Origin of the sequence: Arenibacter sp. S6351L (assembly GCF_023016025.1) — a bacterium.
GTDB lineage: Bacteria > Bacteroidota > Bacteroidia > Flavobacteriales > Flavobacteriaceae > Arenibacter > Arenibacter algicola_B.
In genome coordinates this window covers 239771-263855 of the sequence record NZ_JALKBB010000002.1, presented here as the reverse complement: position 1 = coordinate 263855, position 24085 = coordinate 239771, and the positions used below count along the sequence as shown (strand labels likewise).

Annotated in this window: 15 protein-coding genes; all 15 read left to right on the top strand. The window is 41.9% G+C overall.

Features of this window, described 5'->3' with window-relative positions:
* Positions 1 to 56 precede the first annotated feature (56 nt).
* The 15 genes from MWU82_RS03030 (at position 57) to MWU82_RS02960 (ending at position 23822) form a co-directional block, all read left to right on the top strand.
* Positions 57 to 3032 carry a PSD1 and planctomycete cytochrome C domain-containing protein gene (locus MWU82_RS03030; RefSeq protein WP_247095172.1) on the top strand — a complete coding sequence of 992 codons (2976 nt, stop codon included), beginning with the start codon at positions 57 to 59 and terminating at the stop codon, positions 3030 to 3032.
* On the top strand, positions 3032 to 4483 hold the full coding sequence (locus MWU82_RS03025; protein WP_247095171.1) for a DUF1501 domain-containing protein: 1452 nt from the start codon (positions 3032 to 3034) through the stop codon (positions 4481 to 4483). Before MWU82_RS03030 ends, MWU82_RS03025 begins: the two co-directional genes overlap by 1 nt.
* A gap of 27 nt (positions 4484 to 4510) precedes the next feature.
* Positions 4511 to 5455 (top strand): hypothetical protein, encoded by a 945-nt coding sequence (locus tag MWU82_RS03020; protein WP_247095170.1) that lies wholly within the window; start codon positions 4511 to 4513, stop codon positions 5453 to 5455.
* A 5-nt stretch (positions 5456 to 5460) separates the two neighbouring features.
* Positions 5461 to 6867, top strand: coding sequence for a c-type cytochrome domain-containing protein (locus MWU82_RS03015; protein ID WP_247095169.1), 1407 nt, complete (start codon positions 5461 to 5463; stop codon positions 6865 to 6867).
* Between the two features lie 160 nt (positions 6868 to 7027).
* Entirely contained in the window at positions 7028 to 8035 is a 1008-nt protein-coding gene (locus tag MWU82_RS03010) for an LLM class flavin-dependent oxidoreductase (protein ID WP_247095168.1), read from the top strand.
* A gap of 78 nt (positions 8036 to 8113) precedes the next feature.
* Positions 8114 to 8842: a carbohydrate-binding family 9-like protein gene (locus MWU82_RS03005; protein ID WP_247095167.1), complete on the top strand. Its 729-nt coding sequence runs from the start codon at positions 8114 to 8116 to the stop codon at positions 8840 to 8842.
* Positions 8843 to 9178: 336 nt separating this feature from the next.
* Positions 9179 to 10897, top strand: coding sequence for a c-type cytochrome (locus MWU82_RS03000; protein WP_247095166.1), 1719 nt, complete (start codon positions 9179 to 9181; stop codon positions 10895 to 10897).
* 43 nt (positions 10898 to 10940) lie between these two features.
* Positions 10941 to 12194 (top strand): amidohydrolase/deacetylase family metallohydrolase, encoded by a 1254-nt coding sequence (locus MWU82_RS02995; RefSeq protein WP_247095165.1) that lies wholly within the window; start codon positions 10941 to 10943, stop codon positions 12192 to 12194.
* Between the two features lie 72 nt (positions 12195 to 12266).
* Positions 12267 to 13481 carry an aminotransferase class V-fold PLP-dependent enzyme gene (locus tag MWU82_RS02990; protein WP_215949338.1) on the top strand — a complete coding sequence of 405 codons (1215 nt, stop codon included), beginning with the start codon at positions 12267 to 12269 and terminating at the stop codon, positions 13479 to 13481.
* A gap of 30 nt (positions 13482 to 13511) precedes the next feature.
* Positions 13512 to 14093, top strand: coding sequence for a RidA family protein (locus tag MWU82_RS02985; RefSeq protein ID WP_215949339.1), 582 nt, complete (start codon positions 13512 to 13514; stop codon positions 14091 to 14093).
* Positions 14094 to 14349: 256 nt separating this feature from the next.
* Positions 14350 to 14913 (top strand): helix-turn-helix domain-containing protein, encoded by a 564-nt coding sequence (locus MWU82_RS02980; protein ID WP_247095164.1) that lies wholly within the window; start codon positions 14350 to 14352, stop codon positions 14911 to 14913.
* A gap of 74 nt (positions 14914 to 14987) precedes the next feature.
* On the top strand, positions 14988 to 17489 hold the full coding sequence (locus tag MWU82_RS02975; protein ID WP_247095163.1) for a heavy metal translocating P-type ATPase: 2502 nt from the start codon (positions 14988 to 14990) through the stop codon (positions 17487 to 17489).
* A gap of 170 nt (positions 17490 to 17659) precedes the next feature.
* Positions 17660 to 18949 (top strand): DUF5690 family protein, encoded by a 1290-nt coding sequence (locus MWU82_RS02970; protein ID WP_215949342.1) that lies wholly within the window; start codon positions 17660 to 17662, stop codon positions 18947 to 18949.
* Positions 18950 to 19183: 234 nt separating this feature from the next.
* Positions 19184 to 22327, top strand: a complete 3144-nt coding sequence (locus MWU82_RS02965) for a SusC/RagA family TonB-linked outer membrane protein (protein ID WP_215949343.1) — start codon at positions 19184 to 19186, stop codon at positions 22325 to 22327.
* A 13-nt stretch (positions 22328 to 22340) separates the two neighbouring features.
* The gene (locus tag MWU82_RS02960; protein WP_215949344.1) at positions 22341 to 23822 is read left to right on the top strand and encodes a SusD/RagB family nutrient-binding outer membrane lipoprotein; all 1482 of its coding nucleotides are present in this window, start codon (positions 22341 to 22343) and stop codon (positions 23820 to 23822) included.
* Positions 23823 to 24085: the final 263 nt, after the last annotated feature.

The window sequence follows — 24085 nt, the reverse complement described above, 5'->3', positions numbered from 1 at the left end:
AGTTGATTCTAATGCTTTGGATCCGTATATTTGAATTTCCCTCTAAAATTTTGACAATGTTTTTTAGCAGAATAAAGGTTCTGATTTTAATTTGTACGCTGGGCGGTTTAGGTATTTCCTGTGACAGATCACAACAGTTCTCTGAACCTCTGCCTAAGGTGGTGGATTTTAATTTTCATGTAAAACCCATATTGGTACAGAATTGTTATTTGTGCCATGGCCCCGACCCAAGTAGTAGAAAAGCGGAATTACGATTGGATACCTACGAAGGTGCCACCGCTGCCCTAAAAGAAGGGGGGCATGCCATTGTGCCGGGGAAGGCTTCCAAAAGCCATATGGTACAGCGGATTTATAATGAAGACCCTGGTATGGTAATGCCTCCACCGGAGACCAATCTAAAACTTACCGAGAGGGAGAAGGCCTTATTGAACAAGTGGATAGATCAGGGAGCCGAATGGAAAGATCACTGGTCCTTTATTAAGCCGGAGACGAAAATTGCGTTATCGGACCCCAAGGCCATCGATTTTATAATAGAAAAGAAACTGGATGAAAAAGGGTTGGAGAAAGTACCTCTTGCCAATAAAAACTCACTTATCCGAAGAGTATCCTATTTACTTACCGGCTTACCCCCAAACCCTAAAGAGGTTCAAGAATTTATTTCTGACACCAGTAGTGTGGCTTACGAAAAGCTGGTAGATCGTTATCTAAATTCACCGGCCTATGGAGAAAGATGGGCAAGACATTGGATGGATTTGGTGCGGTATGCGGAAACAAAGGGGCACGAGTTTGATTATGCCATAACGGGTGCGTGGAAATATAGGGACTACTTGATCAGGGCATTTAACGAAGATGTGCCCTATGATCAATTCCTAAAGGAGCACATTGCAGGGGATTTATTGCCAACTACTAGGGAAAATAAGGAAACTGGAGTTTCGGAATCTAGGCTGGGCACTACTTTCTATGTTATGGGTGAAGGTACCCATAGCCCAGTGGATGTGCGGCAGGACGAGGCAGATCGCATTGATAACATGATAGACGTTACCACCAAGACTTTTCAGGGGTTAACGGTTTCCTGTGCAAAATGTCACGACCATAAATTTGACCCCATAACTGCGGCGGATTATTACGCCCTGTATGGGGTAATGGAGAGCACAAGGTTTTCTCCCGTTCCTGCCGATCTAAGTAAGGATAAGAAATTGGCGGCCAAGGAAATAGAAAATCTTAATTCCTATATGCGGAAGTTGGTGGCCGGAAAATGGGACACTGCCAAAAACAGTTATGAAAATACTGATCAGGCCCAGAATACAGCGATAAACACAAATGAAGAAGCCTATTCCGTCATCGGCGATTTTAGAGGCCGCGATTTTGATGGTTGGACAAGTGATGGATTTGCTTTTGGGCAGAAGACAACCCTGGGGAATCCCATAGTGGATCCGGCCACAGGAAAATTGCTTGGCTTGGATGAAGGAAAAGCTTCTAGCAGGGCAATGGGGATGGGCATTTTTGGGGCTTTACGGTCCCCCAATATTATCTTGGACAAAGATTTTGTTGGTGTTAGGGCACTTGGTAAAAACAGTAGCATCAGAATTATAATAGACAATTTTCAATTGATTCAAAACCCAATTTATGGCGGAATAGACCAAAAGGTGAATACAGGGGAATGGAATAATTTAGTTTTTAATGTAGCGGCCTGGAAGGGTAGAAAGGCATATATTGAAATCTTGCCGGGAACTTATGAACGCCACAAGTATAGCCTACAGGAGGATGCTTTTATTGAAGTTCAATACGCCGTGACTTACGATGGGGAATGGCCTTCGGATTTGGAAGAGAATTTTACCACACAACAACCACAGGAAAATTGGGCATCCCTGGATATATCTCCAACAAAGGTTACAAGGCTTAATAATGATCTGAAGAAGGGTAAATTACCTTCACATTTCCCTGAATTGAAATCGGTTTTGGATAGTAGCCAACAGCTGGCCAAAAGTCTAAAAACCGAATCCTTTGTTAATGGGATATACGATGGTTACGGAATTGATAGCCCCGTTTTCAATAGAGGTAATTATAAGGAGCCCTCGGAAGAACATATTCCTAGGAGATTTTTATCGGTATTGTCATTGGGCGATTCCATATTTAAATCTGAAGGAAGTGGACGTATGGAGTTGGCAGAGGTAATGTTGAATGAAGATAATCCCTTGACTTCTCGCGTAATGGTAAACCGGATTTGGCACCATTTGTTCGGCAAGGGAATTGTGGAGACTGTTGATAATTTTGGTCTTCAAGGAAAATTACCATCCCACCCGGAACTGTTGGATTACCTGGCGGTTAAGTTTCAGAAGGAGGGTTGGTCCGTTAAAAAATTGATCAGGGCAATTGTTACCTCAGAAACTTTTAAAAGAAGTACTGTGAGAAGTGATGCTCTAGCAAATACGGATCCCAACAATATTTATTTGGCTTCTTTTCCCGTAAGAAGATTGGAGGCAGAAGCTATCCGAGATGGAATATTGGCTGTTTCCGAAAGTTTGGATTCCACCATGTACGGAACACCTGTGGCCACCCATTTAACGGCGTTTATGCAGGGACGCGGTAGGCCGGGGAAATCGGGACCTCTAGATGGGGAAGGGCGAAGGAGTATTTATTTGGAAGTAAGGAGAAATTTCTTGGAGCCTATGATGACGACCTTTGATCGTCCTATTCCCTTTAGTACTTTTGGTAGTAGGAACGTTACTAATGTGCCTTCACAATCCTTGATTTTAATGAACGACCCATTGGTTGCACAACAGGCCGAAATTATGGCCGGGAAATTGATGGAAAAGGAACTGGTAGGTTTTGAGGAAAAAGTACAGTGGATCTATATGCAGACTTTTTCACGTTTGGCAAGTTCGGATGAACTAAAAAAAGCTTCTGATTTTTTCGAGATGCTCCGGACTATGGAAGAGAAAGAGGCAAGTAAGGAGAATCAGGAAATGGAACTCTGGAAAGAGTATTGTCATAGTATTTTTAATTTAAAAGAATTTATATACCTTATCTAATGGGCCATCATCACAATACTAAACCAAGAGTTATTTCCCGTCGGGAAATGTTGGGGCTATCGGCTGGGGGCTTCGGTTCATTGGCATTAATGAGTCTGTTTGGCACTATGCCCTTGGCCTGCAAAAGGCCCGGATCTTTTGATTCAGCTTCCAATCTTTATTTGGGACCACATTATTTGCCCAAGGCGAAAAATGTCATCTTCCTCTATATGGATGGGGGTGTATCACAAGTAGACTCCTTTGACCCCAAACCCCGCCTAGCCAAGGAGAACGGAGAGGATCCCAGAAAGAAATTTAAGGTAGATGCGACCCAGTTCGACAATGTGGGCAAGATATTAAAAAGCCCTTGGGATTTTAAACAATATGGGGAATGTGGTATGCCAGTAAGTGATCTGTTTCCACATATTGCCACCTGCGTAGACGACATTGCTTTAATTCGATCCATGGTTTCCAATTTTCCGGAACATACCAATGCCAATTATTTTTTACATACGGGTAGTGGTTTGCAGGGTCGCCCAAGTATGGGTGCTTGGATGAATTATGGATTAGGGAGCGAGAATAAAAATATACCTGGCTATGTTGTTTTGGACGGAGGGCTGGTTCCTCCGGGTGGATTGGATAATTTTAAAAATGGGTTTTTGCCGGCATCCTACCAGGCTTCTGTTTTTAAGGCTGGTCCAGAACCTGTAGCCAATATCAATCCAAGGGAAGGCGTTAAAAATCTTCAGGAGGAAAAACTCCAATTTATTAAACAATTGGATCATAGTTTAATTGGGAAAATTGGAGAGGCCGATGCCGTGGAATCTGCTATTTCCAATTATGAACTTGCCTATAAAATGCAATCCTCCATCCCGGAACTTACCGAGTTTAAGGAGGAAACCGAGGCCACTAAAAAATTGTACGGTATGGATTCGGATGACCCTAATTTGAGGGGATATGCCTCTCAATGTATCTTGGCCAGAAGGCTGATAGAGCGGGGCGTTAGATTTGTAGAACTTACTTGTCCCAACGTTGGTCCAGGTGTTGACAGGTGGGACCAGCACAGTAATTTAAAAAAAGGTCATGAAAAAAATGCCCATGCGGTAGATCAACCCATAGCTGGACTCCTTAAGGATCTTAAATCGCGAGGTTTGTTGGAGGAAACATTGGTGGTCTGGACCGGAGAGTTTGGCCGTACCCCTTTTGCACAGGGATCTGACGGGCGTGACCATAATCCGTCCGCCTTTAGTATGTGGATGGCCGGAGCAGGAGTAAAGGGAGGAACTATTTTTGGCAAGACCGATGAATATGGCTATCGGGTAATAGAAAACGAAGTAACCGTGCATGACCTACATGCCACGATTATGCATTTGCTGGGAATAGATCACAAGCAACTGACCTTCCGTTTTGGAGGTCGTGATATGAGATTGACAGATGTTCATGGTAATGTGGTAAAGGATATTTTAACCTAAATAAAATTTTAATTGGAATACACGCATATGAATATTTTTAGCAAAGGACTACTGTTTTTAATGATGTCGCCCCTGTTTTTGGTAGGTCAGGCTACTGTCTTATCACCCCAAAATCAGTCGATAAATAAAAATGAAATTAAACATTCATTCTTTGTAGCGGGACCTAATTTTACTGGGATTATTGGGGAAAATGGAGAGGAACTCTGGGATTCCGGGAAAAAAAGTGCCAGGGATGGCTATGTCTTAAAGAATGGCAATATCCTTATTTGTTGGGGAGATGAAGTGCGAGAGTATAACAAGAAAAAAAAGGTAATTTTCACCTATACTAGAGCTGAGAAATCCATGGAATTGGGAACCGCAGTTCGTTTATCCAATGGCAACACCATGATTACCGAATCCGGATCGGATCCAAGAATAGTTGAGGTTAATAAAAAGGGAAAAGTGGTAAGCAGCATACCACTTAAACCTGATACGGACAATGTACATATGCAGACTAGGATGGCCAGAAAATTATCCAATGGCAATTATTTAGTACCACATTTATTGGCCTTTGCGGTTAAGGAATACCAACCGGATGGGAAAGTGGTAAATGTTTTTCATACGGATTTGGAAGATTTGGGAGGAAGGGAAGCTGAAAATTGGCCTTTTACCGCCATTCGTTTGGATAATGGAAATACCCTGGTTACTTTAACTCATGGGAATAAGGCGGTAGAATTTGATTCCAATGGCAAGGTAGTCTGGAAAGTATCCAATTCTGATTTGCAAGAAGCACCTTTTGTTGATCCCTGCGGGGCACAAAGGTTACCCAACGGCAATACGGTGATTGCCAGTTACGGGGCTCAAAAGGGAATTAAATTGTTTGAGTTGGCACCTGATAAATCTATGGTATGGAATTATGAAGGGCATAGGGTGCACCACTTTCAAATATTGACCACCAATGGAAAACCCATAAAAGGCACTCCACTTAAATAGTATAAATGGGATTTATCTTCTTGATGAATGGTGGTATTTTGGATAACCCGCCAGATGTAGTATTGTTTTTTGGGCGGTTTCATCCTGTAGTTGTGCATCTTCCCATTGGCTTCCTAATTATGGCCATTTTGGCACAGCTGGCTACGCGTTGGCCCAAATTCAAGCCTTTGGAGATGTATCTCCCGCTGATGTGGCTTATGGGAGCATTTAGTGCACTATTGGCTGTGGTTTTTGGTTATTTCCTTTCCCTAAGTGGTGGTTACGATGAGGATACCCTCTTCTGGCATCAGTGGGGTGGAATTGCCGTAATGCTATTGTCTTTTGGGTGTTACTTTATCAATAAGAAATGGAGTAATTCACTCTCCATTTCCAAATGGATATTGGTTTTTATAGTCGGACTTTTACTTATGTTTACTGGGCACATGGGTGGTAACCTGACCCATGGTTCTACTTATTTACTGGAATACGCACCAAATCCCGTAAGGAATATGGCAGGATTGCCTTCCAAGGTGGAGCCGCGTGAAAAAGTCACGGTATTGGATTCCGCAGATGTCTTTCTGGATTTGGTGCTGCCAATGATGCAAACAAAATGTGTTAGCTGTCATAACGAGGGGAAAAATAAAGGAGGTCTTTTGCTTACCTCCTATGCGAATATGATGCTTGGAGGAGAAAGTGAAAATACCATTATCCCAAGTGATGCCTTAAAGAGCGAATTGGTTCGAAGGATTACCCTGCCAACAGAACATGACGATTTTATGCCATCTGAAGGAAAGTTGCCGCTTACGGATCAAGAAGTGTTGCTGATTAAATGGTGGATTAAAATTGGAGCTCCACCGAATGGTTTTGTAACCGAATTGGATATGGAAAAGGCAGTAAGTTCTTTGGTCAGTAATTATTTAGGATTGGATAAGAACAATCTTTTCAATAAAAAGGTCCCACCTCCCAATCGGTCCATCGTTGATTCCTTGATTCGACATGGCTTTGTAATCAATCCTTTAATGAAGGACAATTATTTTTTGGAGGCCAATTTTAGTTTAAGTGAATATGACCTTAAAGCTTCGGATTTGGACGCCCTTTTGGAATTAAAGGAGCAATTGGTTTGGCTTAACCTAGGAAATTCTCACCTCAAGGATCCATATCTTGAAAAAATTGGATTATTGCAAAACCTGGTAAAGTTGGACCTTAGGGGAAATGAAATTACCGATGACGGGATAAAACACTTATCTAAATTGGAGAATTTGGAATCGCTTAACCTTTATGGAACAAAAGTTTCAAAAGGTGTCCTGGACCTTGTGCCTAAATTAACTAGGTTAAAGAAAATCTATCTCTGGCAGTCCGAAGTATCTAAAGAAACCATAACTCAATTGAAGGAACAGAACCCGGGTCTCACCGTAATTTTTGAACGGGATTAAGTTTTTCACTTTAATCAAATAAGAAGGGGTTAGTTATTGTGTAGATCCATTCATTTAAAGTATGTTTCATTTACTGATTCTAGACTTCCTAAATTTGTTTTAAGTATTTGTATCATTTTTCGACTAAGCCTTACTATTACATCAAGTAAATACCGGAAAAATGGAGGATAACATCAATAATAATTTAAGGAACACAAAATTCTCAGTTTTGGATTTGGTCCCTGTAGCGCAGGGCTCAACGCCATTACAGTCTATACAAAAAAGCTTGGAACTGGCACAACATGTAGAAACTTTGGGCTTTGAAAGATTTTGGATTTCCGAACACCACAATATGGAAAGTTTGGTTAGTTCGGCCACGCCAATTTTAATAGGACATATTGCCCAAGGAACCAAAACCATTAGGGTAGGCTCCGGAGGAATTATGTTGCCCAATCACGCTCCCTTAATTGTAGCGGAACAATTTGGTACCCTAGAGACACTTTATCCAGGGAGAATTGACCTAGGCTTGGGAAGGGCGCCAGGAACAGATCAACTAACGGCTAAGGCATTAAGAAGAAATCGAACGGAAACCGTACACGATTTTCCAAATGACATAACGGAATTACAGACGTATTTTTCCAAGGAGAATAGAAATGCTGCCGTAAGGGCCATTCCTGGGGAGGGATTAAACATTCCCTTGTATTTATTGGGCTCCAGTACCTTTAGCGCTCAATTGGCGGGATCAAAAGGATTGCCATATGCTTTTGCCAGTCATTTTGCCCCTGCCCACTTGCATGAAGCCCTTAGATTATACCATCAGAATTTTGAGCCTTCAGAACAATGCAATGCTCCCTATACTATTGCCTGTGTTAACGTCATTGCCGCAGAAACCGATGAAAAGGCTAGGCATTTGGAGACAAGCCTTCAGCAATTAGCTTTGGGAATTATTAGAAATACTAGAAAACCGTTGCCGCCTCCGGTGAAGAGTATGGATGGTATATGGCATGAGATGGAAAAAGCTCAAATACAAAATATGATGCACTATAGTTTTGTTGGGTCTAAAGAAACCATAAAAGCACAACTTTCGGATTTTGTGGCAAATACCCGGGTCAACGAAATAATGGCGGTATCCCATATCTATGACCATAATGACCGCTTAAGATCTTATGAAATTTTGAGTAGCATTTAAAATGGGACTAAATTGCTGATCACATTATGTCTGGATGATAAATTTTAGCTAATTTGTAGTTTATTAGATATGTCATAAATGTGGAAGAGGATACATTTAGTAATATTATTCATCGGGCTAATGTTGGCCTGCAAATCTGAAATACATAGTCAGGACAAAGTGCTTAAGGTCAAGGAAATTAAATATAACGGACAAGTTGGTTTGGAGCAGGTGTCCCAACTTTTGGAAAAGCATGTAGAATTAGAGCATGTGGATTTAATTAATTGGGATAAGTTTTCTTACCGCCCCGATGTTGCCTTTAGGATTGCCCACAGCAATAATGCTATTTGGCTAAAATATTATGTCAAGGAAAAAAACATTCTGGCCAGTGTTGGGGACACCAATGGACCTGTGGCACGGGACAGTTGTGTGGAATTTTTTTTAGACCCCTTAGGGAACGGGAATTATTATAATTTTGAATTCAATTGTATTGGCACCGTTCATTTGGCTTATGGACCTGGAAGAGGGCAGCGTCAATTTGTGGATCCAAATACTATAAGGAATTTGATCGAGGTACAAAGCTCTTTGGGTGCACAAACTTTCACCGAAAGAACGGGTGATTTCACTTGGGAAATGACCATAATAATACCTGCTGAGGTTTTAACCCATAATTCCGAAATTAAATTAAAGGGTTTACAAAGCACTGCAAATTTTTATAAGTGTGGCGACGCTACTTCCCAACGCCATTATTTAACTTGGAATCCGGTAGGAACCGAAAAGCCGGATTATCACAGGCCCGAATTTTTTGGCAAACTTATTTTTCAATAAACAATAACTGGGTGATTCTAAGTCACTTCGGGAATAAGATATTTTAGAGGGGTAATTTTTGTAATCTTTCAATAGAAATTACGCTTTTCTTTCAATTGGGCAATATAATTGTTAAATATTGGAAATAAAATGGGTACTTTCTCTAAAGTATTATTAAATTTAAGATGTGTTCGAACACATATTATAGAGTTAACGGCAGGATCTGCATGCAGGCTGAGGATATTATTATCGGGTAAAACAACAATTTCAATCCATATAATATTTGGGAATTAAAAGGGATTGGTGAAAATTACCCACGATGGAGAGTCAATCAGAGGTTTATTAAATATATAGTCAATGCCCATTTCCACGCGTATCAAAAAATTACTTTTTTGTGTTGTGCCTATTTTGACTCTAGTGCAATGTGAGTTACAACAAGCTAACGGAGGTCTTTTTTTACCTGAAGGTTTTAAGGCGGTCGTGGTCGTGGATAGTATAGAGGAAAGGGTTCGGCATATGGCGGTGACAGATGAAGGCATACTATATGGCAAACTTAGAAATTCCAATGACAAAGGAGGTATAGTTGTACTTCAAGATAAAAATAATGATGGCAGGGCAGATGTGATAGAAAAATTTGGGGCGTACCGTACGCTTCAAAAATGGAGTTATTCTACGGCCATGAGGATATATAATGGCTATCTATATTTTAGTTCTGAATTGGTCATTTATCGCTATAAATTAAAACCGGGAACTTTAATACCTGAAGGGGAAATGGAAATAGTCATGACCGATGACCATGAGCATGGTAAGCACGAACATATAGGTAAGCCCATTGCTTTTGATAACAAGGGTCATATGTATGTTCCTTTTGGTGCCCCTTCCAATGCTTGTCAAAACCCTAAAAGAACCCCTGGGGCTCCAGGCATGGACCCATGTCCACAATTGGAGGACCATGGAGGTGTTTGGCGTTTTGATGCCAACAAGCTGGGTCAGACCCAAAAGGATGGGTACAAATATGCTTCGGGGATACGCAGTGTTGTTGCTATGGATTGGAATTCGGAGGACGAAAATTTATATATCGTTATGCACGGTCGGGACGATTTGCTGAGACTATTTCCAAATATCTATTCCGGTTGGGAAAGTGCCTTGCTCCCTTCCGAGGAATTTATAAAGGTGACTGAAGGTTCAAATTTTGGTTGGCCTTATTGTTATTATGATCAAATTCAGGAAAAAAAGGTGCTGGCACCGGAATATGGAGGTGATGGTAAAATTATTGGGAGATGTAAGGATTTCGATGACCCCATATTGGGATTTCCAGGGCATTGGGCACCAAATGATTTGGTTTTTTATGATGGGGATAAGTTGCCAAAAAGATATAAAAACGGGGCTTTTATAGCCTTCCATGGGTCAACTAATAGAGCTCCTTATCCGCAATCCGGATACTTTGTAGGATTTGTTCCCTTTAAGGGCGGAAAACCTTCAGGCGATTGGGAAATTTTTGCGGATGGTTTTGCAGGGGTAGATCCCATTGTTAGTGTTAAAGATGCTGAATACAGGCCTATGGGTATTGCCTTTGGTGCAGACGATAGTATGTACATTTCAGATTCGGTAAAGGGAAGGATATGGAAGATAGTTTTTGAGGGTGATAAAGATAATTTTGGCCGGGAACAATTAGCGGAAATGGAAAAAAGAAAACTATTGTCCCACCTTAGAACACCAGATGAAATCAAGGATAATCTTATAGCGGGGAAATATACAGGAGGTGAAAAGATTTATTACACCTACTGCAGTACCTGTCATCAACAGGATGGTAGAGGGGCAACGGGTAGATTTCCACCTTTGACAGGAACGGAATGGGTAACCGGCGATAAGGAAAGACTAATAAATATTGTTTTAAAAGGAATGGAAGGTTCTATGGAGGTGAACGGAGAGGTGTACAATGGGGTAATGCCGCAGCACAGTTTTTTAAGTGATGAGGAAGTGGCCGATGTCCTGACCTATATCAGGACCAATTTTGGGAACGATGCGGGGGAGGTAAAAGCAGAAGAAGTGAAGAAGCTAAGAAGCAGTTTATAGAATTTATATACTAGGTGTTTAGATCAACTAATACTTTTTAAAAATGAAAAATATGCTAAAAAAACGGATTTGGGTTATTATTTTAACGCTAGCGGCAACTACGACCTTGACCGCTCAGAGTTACGACATCTTGGTTAAAGGTGGGCATGTGGTAGACACAAAAAATAATTTGGACCAAGTGATGGACGTAGCCATAAAAGATGGAAAAATTGCAAAAGTCGATTCCAAAATTCCAGAAAACCAGGCCAAAACGGTGATTGATGCAAAAGGGCTAATAGTGGCTCCCGGGCTCCTTGATATTCATGGGCACAATTTTTTTGGGACCGAGGAAGATGCGTATTTAAGTAATAGTTTTACAGCCTTGCCGCCAGACGGGTTTACCTTTAGAAGTGGCGTTACCACTATTGTTGATGTAGGTGGCGCTGGGTGGAAGAATTTTAGAACGTTTAAGGCACAGACGATCGATCATTCAAAAACAAGGGTATTGTCTTTCCTAAATATTATTGGATCGGGGATGAAAGGAGGCGCTATTGAACAAAATATAGAGGATATGAACCCTAAAATGACCGCTTATGTTGCCATGCAGCACAAGGGGACCATAGTGGGGGTAAAATTGGCCCATTATAGCGGTTTTGATTGGGAGCCGGTAAATAGGGTGGTTGCAGCGGGTAACATGGCAGATATTCCGGTTATGATCGATTTTGGTGGCAGTGAACCCGAGTTGTCTTTGGAAACCCTGCTCATGGAAAAATTGCGTCCTGGTGACATCTTTACCCATGCCTATGCCCATGTAAAAGGGAGAACTCCTGTGGTCGACGAAAATGGCAAGGTAAGCAAGTATGTCTTTGAGGCTCAAAATCGAGGGATTATTTTTGATGTTGGCCATGGTGGTGGCAGCTTGGTGTTTGAGCAAGCTATTCCGGCCATAAAACAAGGTTTTTTACCTAATTCCATAAGTACGGATCTGCATACGGGAAGTATGAACGGGGGAATGAAGGATATCCTCAATATAATGTCGAAATTTATCAATATGGGTATGTCGGTAAAGCAGGTAATTGAATGTGCCACCTGGAATCCGGCGCAATATATTAAACGCACGGATCTGGGGCACCTGACTGTTGGGGCCGTGGCGGACCTAACAATTCTAAACCTAAGAAAAGGGAACTTTGGGTTTATTGATACACAGGGGAAAAAAATGATGGGCGATAAAAAATTGGAATGTGAGCTAACCCTAAGGGAGGGGGATGTGGTTTGGGACCTTAATGGTATTTCCAGACCAATATGGAATGCCAAGTAAACCGGCCTACCGGAAATTGGCCAGAGAAATTGCATTATTGTTGACTTGGATTAATCTAAAAAAAAATGAATTATGCTAAGTAGGAGAAAATTATTAAAAACCTTATCCAGTGTGCCAGTGGTGGGCGGATTGGTAGGTACGGGACTATTAGCGCCACAATTGCTGAGTGCCGCAGTAACCAAACCGGCAACTCGGAATTTTTTCAAGGAGTTGGGGCTCCGTACATTTATAAATGCTGCGGGAACCTATACTTCTATGACCGGGTCATTAATGTCCGAAGAGGTTACCTCGGCTATTGTATTCGGAGCTACGGAATATGTAGATTTGGATGAGCTTCAGGACAAGGTTGGGGAAAGGATAGCGGAATTGTTGGAATGTGAATATGCCACGGTTTCCTCTGGTGCTTTCGGGGCCATGTCCATAGGGCTTGCTGGGGTCATATCTGGAATGGATTCCGATATAGCTGCCCAACTTCCAGATACTACTGGATTAAAAAATGAGGTAATAATACAGGAAGGCCATAATATTGGTTATACTCATGCCCTTTTAAACGTAGGCGCTAAATTGGTCGTAGTAAAAACAAAGAAGGAAATGGAAAAGGCCATTAATAAAAATACGGCCATGCTTTGGTTTTTAAATGCCAATACGGATAATGGGGAAGTGAAGTATGACGAGTTTATTGCCTTGGGTAAAAAGCATAAAATCCCAACTTTTATAGATTGTGCCGCGGATGTGCCGCCTGTTGAGAATCTCTTTAAGTTTACCAAAATGGGGTTCGATTTAGTGGCATTTTCAGGTGGAAAAGGAATTAGAGGGCCTCAGAGTGCGGGATTATTGCTGGGCAAAAGAGATCTCATTAAAGCGGCAAGAATACATACCCCTCCCCGCGGAAGTACTATTGGTAGGGGGATGAAAGTAAACAAGGAAGAAGTTCTGGGAATGTTGGTGGCCTTGGAAATGTATTTGGCCAAAGATCATGAAAAAGAATGGGAGCTTTGGGAAAATCAAATCAAATTAATTAGCGACAGTGCCTTATCCGTAAAAGGAGTGCAGACAGAGATACATGTACCACCTTATGCCAACCATGTCCCTTCCCTACGTATTAAATGGGATAGCAATTTGGTTAAGATAAGTCCAGAGGAAGCCAGGAAAAAGTTAATGGAAGGTCACCCTGCCATAGCTACGGTGGGCGACAAGGAAACTATAGGTATAACTACCTGGATGATGGATCCGGGACAAGAGAGAATAGTAGCCAAACGCCTTAAGGAAGTGTTGGAGAATGTATAATAACCATAAATTAGATTTAAAAGCAAGCGTATGAATTTCAAGTATTTTTTAGTCCCTTTAATGATCATAATGACCATTTCCTGCAACACAAAAAAGGAAGATGTAGCGCCATCTGTTGAAAAGGAAACACCAGTAATTCCAGCGGACTATGACCCAGAGAAAAAACTTAAGGAACTGGGTATAACTTTAATGGAAGCCAGTGCTCCGGTAGCCAATTATGTAAATGCCGTTCGTTCTGGAAATCTAATTTTTCTTTCGGGAAAAGGGCCACTCCAGAGTAATGGGGAAAATATTGAGGGCAAGGTCGGGACAGATTTAACCATAGAGGAGGGTTATGAGGCCGCCCGAATTACTGGGATTAATCAATTATCTGTCTTAAAATCGGAATTGGGAAATTTAAATAAGGTAGTAAGGGTGGTCAAGGTCTTAGGTATGGTAAATGCAGGGCCGGATTTTCCCGATCATCCCAAAGTGATCAATGGATATTCAGATCTAATGGTGGCCGTATTTGGAGAAAGGGGAAAACATGCCCGTGCTGCTGTAGGTATGGGATCACTTCCAGGAAATATCGCCGTAGAGATCGAAATGATCGTAGAAGTAATGCCAGATTGAATTTGATGTCGAATATTCTGTATTACCTCTTTTCTACCTTCAAAAAGTAAACCGCCGTGGACGCTGGTCAACAACTGCTGGATTTGCATGTAGGAGCCGGAAGTGATTTCCTTTTGTAGCCAACGCTCTATGGATGCTTATGAATTCCCCTTCCCAGCTTTGGAAGGGGAATATTGTTATGTTTATTTATGATAGTTTTGTGGTAAGGTCCGCAACCAAAAGGTTGGGCTAAACCCAAATTTAAAATCTTTAACAGATGAAAAAACTCCTAATCAAAAATATGGTTTGTGATAGATGTAAAACCCTTTTGGCACAGGAGTTTTCCAAGCTTGGGATTGCCATGGTATCAATAAAATTAGGAGAGATCGTTTATGAGGAAAATGCGGATAATGAGGAAGAAATAATAGAAGGCATATTGAAAAATAACGGCTTCGAATTGGTTAAGGATACATCAGATATGATCATTGAAAACATTAAAATCGAATTAATTAATACGATCAATAATGGAGAAAATGATATAGCAGGGAACATGTCCACCTACTTGTCCAAAAAATTAAATAAAAATTACTCCATCCTAAGTAAAATGTTCAGTAAAAAGGAAGGTGTAACCATTGAGAAATACTACATCGATCTTAAAATTGAAAGGGCAAAGGAACTCATCCAGATGAACGAACTCAATTTTTCTGAAATTGGGTATACCTTAAATTATAGGAACAGTAGCCATTTGGCCTCGCAGTTTAAGTCGGTCACAGGCATGTCTATGGGAGAGTATAAAAAGTTACAACAATGGGATAGAAAACCGCTGGACAAAATTATGTAAGGATTCTCCATAATTGTAAAAAGTGTTCCGTGTCAATATGACTATTTTTACTTACGAATTAAAAATGCTTGGATATGAGACACACCTATAAGATACACGGTATGACCTGCAATGGATGTAGGTCGCATGTAGAGAACACCTTAAATGCAGTGGAAGGCGTTACCCAGGCAACGGTAAATTTGGAAAAAGCCGAAGCTGTAATTGACATGGACGGGCATATACCTCTATCTACTTTCAAAAAGGCCCTTGAAGATGATGGCGGCGCCTATGGCATTTCTATGCCAGGGGAGGAACACGAGCATCATCTACCTAAGAAACAAAAGCCCAATGGTAAGGGTACAGGGACCTTTTATTGCCCTATGCATTGTGAGGGGGATAAGACCTATGATCAACCGGGGGATTGTCCGGTTTGTGGAATGGATCTGGTGGAAGAGGTAAAGGCGAATATTGGGGGTGATACCCAATATACCTGTCCCATGCACCCTGAGGTTATCCAGGATGAACCAGGTTCCTGTCCGATCTGTGGAATGGACCTGGTGCCATTAAAGGCAGATATTTCGGCAGAGGAAAAAAACTATAATAAATTATTGAAGAAATTTTGGATAGCCCTTGCCTTTACGCTCCCCATTTTTCTTATTGCTATGTCCGAGATGGTACCCAATAACCCGTTGTATACTCTTTTGGAAATGAAATATTGGAATTGGATCCAGTTTGGACTTTCCCTTCCTGTGGTATTTTATGCTACTTGGATGTTTTTTGAAAGGGCATATCGCTCAATAAAGACATGGAATTTAAATATGTTTACCCTTATTGGTATAGGATCTGGGGTTGCTTGGCTATTTAGTGTGTTCGGGATGCTTTTTCCCGATATTTTCCCTTCCCAATTTAAAACCCATCACGGTACTGTACACGTTTATTTTGAAGCCGCTACGGTAATATTGACCCTGGTTTTGTTGGGACAGCTTTTAGAGGCCCGGGCCCATAGTAAGACCAACAATGCGGTGAAAGAGCTGTTAAAATTGGCGCCCAATAAGGCTATCAAACTGGTAGATGGGAAGGAAGAGGTCATTGCCATCGATAAAATTAAAATAGGGGATTTACTCAGGGTTAAGCCGGGGGATAAAATTCCTGTTGATGGGGTCATCCATGAGGGCATGAGCTCAGTGGACGAGTCCATGATTACCGGAGAACCCATTCCAGTAGACAAAAAAGAAGGTGACCATGTTAGTTCCGGAACTATAAATGGAAACCAATCCTTTGTGATGAAGGCAGAAAAAGTGGGTTCGGACACTTTGTTGGCACAAATTATAGACATGGTCAATAAGGCCAGTCGAAGTCAGGCTCCAATTCAGAAATTGGCGGATAGGATTTCAGGATATTTTGTTCCCGTTGTGGTATTGGTTTCAGTTATTACTTTCATCGTTTGGGCTATTTTTGGTCCAGAACCCAAATATGTCTATGCCTTGGTAAATGCTATTGCCGTATTGATCATAGCATGTCCTTGTGCCTTGGGCTTGGCCACACCAATGTCTGTTATGGTAGGAATAGGGAAAGGGGCGCAATCCGGGGTATTGGTCAAAAATGCGGAGGCCTTGGAGAAAATGAATAAAATTGACACTCTAATTATTGATAAGACCGGAACAATTACAGCAGGAAAACCATCTGTGGAAAAAGTAGTGGTTACCTCGGGTGAATACCCTGAGGAAAAAGTGTTGCAATATATTGTATCGCTCAATCAAATGAGCAAACATCCGTTGGCGGAGGCGACGGTTGCATACGGGAAGGAACAAGGAGCGGAAATATTGAAGGTGTCAGAATTTAATTCGGTCACAGGGAAAGGCGTAACAGGAATTGTCAATGGGAAAAAGTTGGCATTGGGGAATGATAGCATGATGGAGGAAGTCAAAGCCACAATGTCGGAAGAGTTAATCAATAAGGTAAAAATGCAACAGCAACTTGGTAAAACGGTTTCCATGATTTCTGTAGATAGTACAGCGGTTGGATTTGTTGTAATTACAGATAAAATAAAAGAAACCAGCAAAAAGGCGATTGCAGAATTGCAATCCTTGGGAATATCGGTAATGATGTTGACAGGGGATAACTATGATACTGCAAAGGCTGTGGCGGAGGAACTTGATCTTACCGATTTTAAAGCTGGGATGCTACCTCAGGATAAGTTAAATGAAGTGGAAAGCTTACAAAAACAGGGCAAAAAAGTTGCGGTTGCAGGAGATGGCATCAATGATGCACCTGCCTTGGCAAAGAGTGAGGTTGGTATTGCCATGGGAACAGGCACCGATGTGGCTATTGAAAGTGCCTCGATCACTTTGGTAAAAGGAGATTTACAAGGAATTGTAAAAGCGAGGAACCTAAGTGTAAAAGTGATGGGAAATATTAAGCAAAACCTATTTTTTGCACTTGTGTATAATACGCTTGGCGTACCTATTGCTGCTGGTGTTCTATATCCATTTTTTGGGCTACTTTTATCACCCATGATTGCAGCTTTGGCCATGAGTTTTAGCTCGGTTTCCGTAATCGCCAATGCCCTTAGATTGAGAAATGCCGATATTTCATGACCCGAGGCCGAGCCTTTCCTGAAAATTGACAAAATATGCCGTGGTTTATTATTTTAATCTTTACATAATGCTCTAATAACTTTAAAAAATTCATTTCAACTTAAAAAGGGGCGAATATTGTCTTTTAATATTTATCTTTTGAGAAATTTTAGACCAAACTACCAACACTTTTGAAGTTAGTAAAAAAAGATATTTCGTTTTTGCTATATGGGGCATTTGCCTCCTTTGGCACTTATTTCTGCATGTATGCTTTTCGCAAGCCCTTTACTGTAGCTACATTTGAAGACCTTTCGTTTGCGGGGGTAGATTACAAGATAATTCTGATAATTGCGCAGGTACTTGGGTATATGCTATCTAAATTTATAGGGATTAAAGTAATTTCAGAGCTTCAGCCCAACAAGAGAATATATTATCTCCTGGGACTAATTCTTGCTGCCGAGGCAAGTCTACTATTGTTCGCCATAACTCCGTCTCCTTATAATATAGTATTCATGTTCTTAAATGGCCTTCCTTTAGGGATGGTATGGGGAATTGTTTTTTCATATTTGGAAGGTAGAAAGTTTACTGAATTTTTAGGTGTGGCTTTATGTTCCAGCTTTATAGTATCCAGTGGCGCGGTAAAATCGGTTGGTCTTTTGGTTATGGAAAATTGGCAGGTATCCCAATTTTGGATGCCTTCCGTTACCGGTGGGGTTTTTTTAGCCCCTTTTGTATTTTTTGCTTGGTTGTTGAATAAAATGCCCCAACCTACGGAGGAGGATAAGGAACTTAGAACAGAACGGAAACCAATGACAGGAAAGGATAGAAAAAGGGTTTTTCTTGCCTTCCTGTTTCCAATTATAATTTTGGTTTTTTTCTACACTTTCTTAACGGCATTGCGCGATTTCAGGGATAATTTTTCTAGGGAAATTTGGGATGCCTTAGGTTTCCAGGGAGATGCTGCCATATATACCATATCCGAACTGCCTATAGCTATACTGGTATTGGTGATCATAGGTTTTTTAGGAGTGATCAAAAATAATTATAAGGCCTTTGTTTCCTATCACTACCTATTGCTTTTTGGTACTATTGCCATTGGTCTTTCTACCCTGTTGTTTCAAATGGCCTTAATTTCACCTATTCTTTGGATGATCAGTGTAGGCTTTGGGCTCTATATATGTTATGTACCTTTTAACTGTATTTTTTTCGATCGTATGATTGCCACTTTTCGGATAAAGGGAAATGCTGGTTACCTTATATATATTGCAGATGCCTTTGGTTATTTAGGTAGCATGGGAGTACTTCTTTATAAGAATTTTGGTCATAGCAAGCTTTCTTGGCTCAATTTCTTTATGGCCAGCACTTATTTAATCGCTGTTTTGGGGACTATTATTACTCTAGTTTCACTTTTCTACTTCAAAAGGAAATACAGAAAGAATTTATTAGTGGAAAAGTCGGAAATACAATTGGCCGAAGTGTAATTTTTCTCCAGTTTATTCCGCATCACTCTTCACATTTCTTCTAGAGGTGCACTTTTCTTAGGCGGGTCTTAAGTACTATTTTGTTGGTTTCTTGTCCAATTTTCGCTGTTAACGTTGTTTTAACAATTAAGCCCATTTCATTGCAATCTTTTAATATTAATTGAGGGTTTAGTTAACCTATGCCTAGGATATTTGCGCTCACTAAATAATTAAAAAAATCACAAACTAAACAGAATGAACAAAACAAGTATTGTTATGGTATTTGCCTTTTTTGCATGTATCATGGGCCATTCCCAGGGAATATTTACGGGAAAGGTTTTGGATGAAAACAATGCGCCTTTACCAGGGGCGTCAGTAGTCATTAAAGGTAGTTCCAAGGGTGTGGCTACCGATTTTGACGGAAATTTTCAAATTGAGTTGAATTCGGTAAGCGATATTCTCCTCGTTTCCTATATAGGATATATACCAACTGAACTTGCCACCTCTGGTAAAACATCAGCGGAAATAGTACTTCTTCCCGATTCGGAAAAATTAAATGAGGTGGTTGTAACGGCTTTGGGTATTACCAGGGCGGAGAAGAAGATCGGTTATGCCACCCAGAAAATGGATGTGGAGATCATAGAGGAAATAAATGCCCCCAATGTGGGGAATCTATTTACCGGTCAGGTAGCGGGACTCAGCGTAAGCAATCCCACTGGACTATTTCAAAAGCCCTCGTTTTCCCTAAGGGGCAAATCGCCCCTGATCGTAATTGACGGGATACCTGTCGAGACCGATTTTTATGATGTTTCCGCCAACAACATCGCCAATGTAAACGTCCTGAAAGGAACAACGGCTTCTGCACTTTATGGGTCCAGGGGAAGGAACGGTGCCATATTGATCACGACCAAGAACGCCAATGTAGACGGTTTGGAAATTTCGGTTTCCCATAATACAATGGTATCCGCAGGCTTCACTGTTTTTCCGGAAACCCAAACGGAATATGGTAACGGATCCAATGGAAAATATGAATTCTGGGACGGTAAGGACGGAGGTATTTCCGATGGGGATATGATCTGGGGTCCCAAGTTTGAGCCTGGGGTTATGGTCTCCCAATGGAACAGCCCGATATTGGATAACGTTACCGGGGAAACCATTCCTTGGTGGGGGGATGTCTATGGCACCCAATATGACGATAAATCCCGTTATTCCAGGGTGCCGACGCCTTGGGAATATCACAATAACCTAAAGGATTTCATGGGGACCGGGTATATTTCCAGTACGGATTTTTCCATATCGAGCAAATCCGAAAAAGGGTCGTTCCGTTTGTCGGGAAATTATTCCGACCAAAAGGATAGGGTCCCCAATTCGGGCCTTAAGACAGGGGGCCTGACTTTTAAATCTACCACCAACCTTTCCAAATCACTTACCTTGGACAGTAAATTATCCTATAACAAGGTGTATTCCCCCAACTACCCAAGGCATGGTTACGGACCAAAGAACCACATGTATACCATTCTAATTTGGATGGGGGACGATGTCAATGGCAAGGAACTTCAGGAACATATGTACGTTCCCGGACAGGAAGGCTATAGGCAGGCCAATTTTAACTATGCCTGGTACAACAACGTTTATTTTGCGGCCAATGAACTGAACCAGAAATACGATGCCGATCTGATCAATGCCCAGATGGTACTTAAGTACAATATAGCCGAAGGCCTTAACCTTCAGGGAAGGGGCTCGGCCGTGGTGCAGGATATTTTTGAGGACAGACAGAGCCCCAAGACCTATTTGAATTACGGCGATGCCAGGGAAGGGGACTATAAGACGTGGAACTCCAAAAGGTTGACCGTAGACTACGATATTTTGGCCTCCTATACCAGATCTTTGACCGAGGATATCTCCTTCGACGTGAACGCCGGTGCCTCTACCTTTTATAGAAAATACCAGCAGGAGTACAACTCCACTGACGGACTAGTGGTCCCTTTTGTGTACAGCCTTAACAATACCAGTGGCAATGTGGCCGCAACTACTTATGTCGAGGAAAGGGCGACCAATAGTGTCTATGCCACTTTGGGAGTGGATCTTTACGATGCGGTGTTTTTGACCGCTGCTGCCAGGAACGACTGGTCCTCTACATTGCCCAAGGAAAACCGTTCTTACTTCTACCCATCGGTTTCCTTGAGTACGGTGGTGTCCAATTTTGTAACCATGCCGGAGGCCGTGGACTATTTAAAGCTCTATGGGTCATGGGCACAGGTTTCCAGTGACCTGAACCCTTATAGCACGGAATCCTATTACACCAATAGCGGTGTTTTTGGAGGGAATATAAAATTGCAGTACCCCAATGGCCTTGTAAATTCCAATATAGAGCCCGAAAGTTCCGATTCGTTCGAGCTTGGTCTAAGTTCTGCCTTTTTAAAGAACAGGGTTGCCCTGGACCTTACCTATTACAATGTGGTGGACAGCAACCAGATCATTGATCTGCCAATCTCGAACACATCGGGATTTGAGAACAGAAAGGTAAATGGCAACGAATATACTACCAATGGTCTGGAAGTGGTGCTCAATGCCAAACCGATCCTTACGGAGGACTTTAGTTGGAACGTTACCGCGAACTGGAGCAGAAAGGTCCAGAAAATCACGGAAATATATGGGGACAATACCACTTATAACAATCTAAGGCTGAACGATAGGGCGGACAGCTACTATGCAACGGTGTGGCAGAAGTCTGCGGACGGGGATCTGATCCTGGGTACCAATGGATTGCCTATCAGGGATAATTTCCCACAACTTTTGGGACATAACGATCAGGATTGGACCCTAGGGCTTCAGAATAGTTTTAAGTATAAGAACCTGACCGTGAATGTTGGTATAGACGGCGGATGGGGCGGTCTGATCCGTTCCCTGACCGTTGAGAAGATGTGGTGGGGCGGTAAGCACCCCAATTCTACCGAATATAGGGATGCGGAATACGCGGCCGGAGTACCGGTATATGTACCGGACGGGGTACAGGTTACGGGCGGCGACCTGGTGCAGGACGTAAATGGGGATGTTATTTCCGATACCAGGACCTACACCCAGAATACCACTGCGGTGAGCTGGCAGACCTGGTCACAGAACTACCCGTACAGGGCTGCCGTGACCTACAAGGAAAACGAGAAGTTTGCCAATATTTTCGATCGGAGCTTCTTTAAGTTAAGGACCCTTTCCTTTAAATATGATCTCACCGAACTGACCAATATCAACGGCGTTAAGAATCTTGATGTAACCCTTAGCGGCTATAACCTATTGGTATGGAAGAAGGCAGATATCATTGATCCGGATTTTGGGAACGACAATAATTTACAGGATCCTTCCACTAGGTACATCGGTATAGGCGTTAATGTTAAATTTTAGTAAAAGACACACAATGAAAAAAATAGGAATTTTATTCGGATTAACAGTATTGATGGCTCTTACTGGCTGTCAAGATCTGACAGAATTGAACGACAACCCTAATAATGTCAGTGAAACGCACCCGCAATTGTTATTGACCAATATAGCAAGCAATGCCTTTGAGGTGGATGGTACCGGGGCCTTGTACGCATCCCGTATTTTGGTGCAGACCGATGGGGAGAACAGTGGCCAATATTACAACTGGGACCGTGCCAGCTTTGACGACTATAATATGTTGGGGGAGGTCACCAAAATGATGGAGGAGGCAGAGCGTATAGAAAGCGATGAATATATGGCCTTGGCCAAATTTTTCAGGGCATACTACTTCTATAACCTGACCCTTACATTTGGCGATATTCCCTATAGCGAAGCCCTTAAAGGGGAGACCGGGGAGCAGTATCTGCCCAAGTATGATACCCAAAAAGAAGTTTTTGTCGGGATATTAAAGGAACTGTCGGAAGCCAATGATCTTTTGGAGGGGAATACCAATATTATTGCCGGGGATATTATTTTTGGCGGGAATACCACCAAATGGCAAAAATTGGTCAATTCCTTTAGGCTAAAGGTCCTTATGACCCTTTCCAAAAAGGTGGGCGACGCGGATTTGAACCTAATAAGTTCCTTTGCCGGTATATACAATAATGGGCCCATAATGGAATCTAACGAGGACAATGGCCAGTTGGTCTTTTTGGACGAGGAAGGGAGTAGGTATACGGAATTCAACTCCAGTGGTTATGGATCGGGAATGTACATGTCCTCTACCTTTATCGAAATGCTCCAGGACAGACAGGACCCTAGGCTGTTCATTTATTGCGGACAGACCAAAAATGCCAAGGAGGCAGGATTGGCCATTGATGATTTTATGGCCTACGAGGGAGGGGATCCCTTGGCACCTTATGCAGAGGTAAACGACAAGGCGGCCGCAGGCGATGTCTCCAAGGTAAACCTGAGATATACCACGGACCCTACTACCGAGCCGCACAACTTAATGGGATATTGGGAACTGGAGTTTATATTGGCCGAAGCATCCGTTCGTGGGTGGATCGCTACCGATGCCAAGGAACATTATGAAAATGCGGTAAAATCATCTTTCGAATTTTATAATACCTATGCCAAGAATTTTGAAACCTATGTAGAGCCTTCGGATGCCGACAACTATCTTTTGGGGGCAGAGGTGGTGTTTGATAATAGCTTGGCCACTGAGGAGAAAATGGAGCTCATTCTGACCCAGAAATATTTTACTTCCTTTTTGCAAACGGGCTGGAGGGCATATTTTGATCACTTAAGGACAGGTTACCCTGCATTCGCACAATTACCGGGAGCCACCCCTCCAACCCGATGGATCTACCCTAATTCCGAGTACAACAACAATACTGCAAATGTAGCTACAGCCATTGAAAGTCAGTTTGGAGCTGGGAACGATAAGATTCGTGAAATAACCTGGTGGTTGGAATAATTTTCGGCACCAAATAGGTTTTGGGGGCATATTGCCGATATTGATTGGCAAAACAAAACCCAAGCCCATATATATTTTGTCCAAGGCCATAGTGGAAAACCGCTATGGCCTTGCCTTTTTAGTTAACTAAGCAGCTGTAAGTGTATAGGGAGGGAGTATACTTTCTATGGCATTGGCAATTATAAATTTTTAAATAGAAATTGTAGTTATAGTTACAAAAATTTAATATTATTAACTATTTAACTTAACTTAGTCACATGATA

Bases quoted from the DNA above. Each gene is read 5' to 3' on its own strand.
- MWU82_RS03030 (WP_247095172.1), top strand. From the start codon at position 57: ATGTTTTTTAGCAGAATAAAGGTTCTGATTTTAATTTGTACGCTGGGC.
- MWU82_RS03025 (WP_247095171.1), top strand. From the start codon at position 3,032: ATGGGCCATCATCACAATACTAAACCAAGAGTTATTTCCCGTCGGGAA.
- MWU82_RS03020 (WP_247095170.1), top strand. From the start codon at position 4,511: ATGAATATTTTTAGCAAAGGACTACTGTTTTTAATGATGTCGCCCCTG.
- MWU82_RS03015 (WP_247095169.1), top strand. From the start codon at position 5,461: ATGGGATTTATCTTCTTGATGAATGGTGGTATTTTGGATAACCCGCCA.
- MWU82_RS03010 (WP_247095168.1), top strand. From the start codon at position 7,028: ATGGAGGATAACATCAATAATAATTTAAGGAACACAAAATTCTCAGTT.
- MWU82_RS03005 (WP_247095167.1), top strand. From the start codon at position 8,114: ATGTGGAAGAGGATACATTTAGTAATATTATTCATCGGGCTAATGTTG.
- MWU82_RS03000 (WP_247095166.1), top strand. From the start codon at position 9,179: ATGCCCATTTCCACGCGTATCAAAAAATTACTTTTTTGTGTTGTGCCT.
- MWU82_RS02995 (WP_247095165.1), top strand. From the start codon at position 10,941: ATGAAAAATATGCTAAAAAAACGGATTTGGGTTATTATTTTAACGCTA.
- MWU82_RS02990 (WP_215949338.1), top strand. From the start codon at position 12,267: ATGCTAAGTAGGAGAAAATTATTAAAAACCTTATCCAGTGTGCCAGTG.
- MWU82_RS02985 (WP_215949339.1), top strand. From the start codon at position 13,512: ATGAATTTCAAGTATTTTTTAGTCCCTTTAATGATCATAATGACCATT.
- MWU82_RS02980 (WP_247095164.1), top strand. From the start codon at position 14,350: ATGAAAAAACTCCTAATCAAAAATATGGTTTGTGATAGATGTAAAACC.
- MWU82_RS02975 (WP_247095163.1), top strand. From the start codon at position 14,988: ATGAGACACACCTATAAGATACACGGTATGACCTGCAATGGATGTAGG.
- MWU82_RS02965 (WP_215949343.1), top strand. From the start codon at position 19,184: ATGAACAAAACAAGTATTGTTATGGTATTTGCCTTTTTTGCATGTATC.
- MWU82_RS02960 (WP_215949344.1), top strand. From the start codon at position 22,341: ATGAAAAAAATAGGAATTTTATTCGGATTAACAGTATTGATGGCTCTT.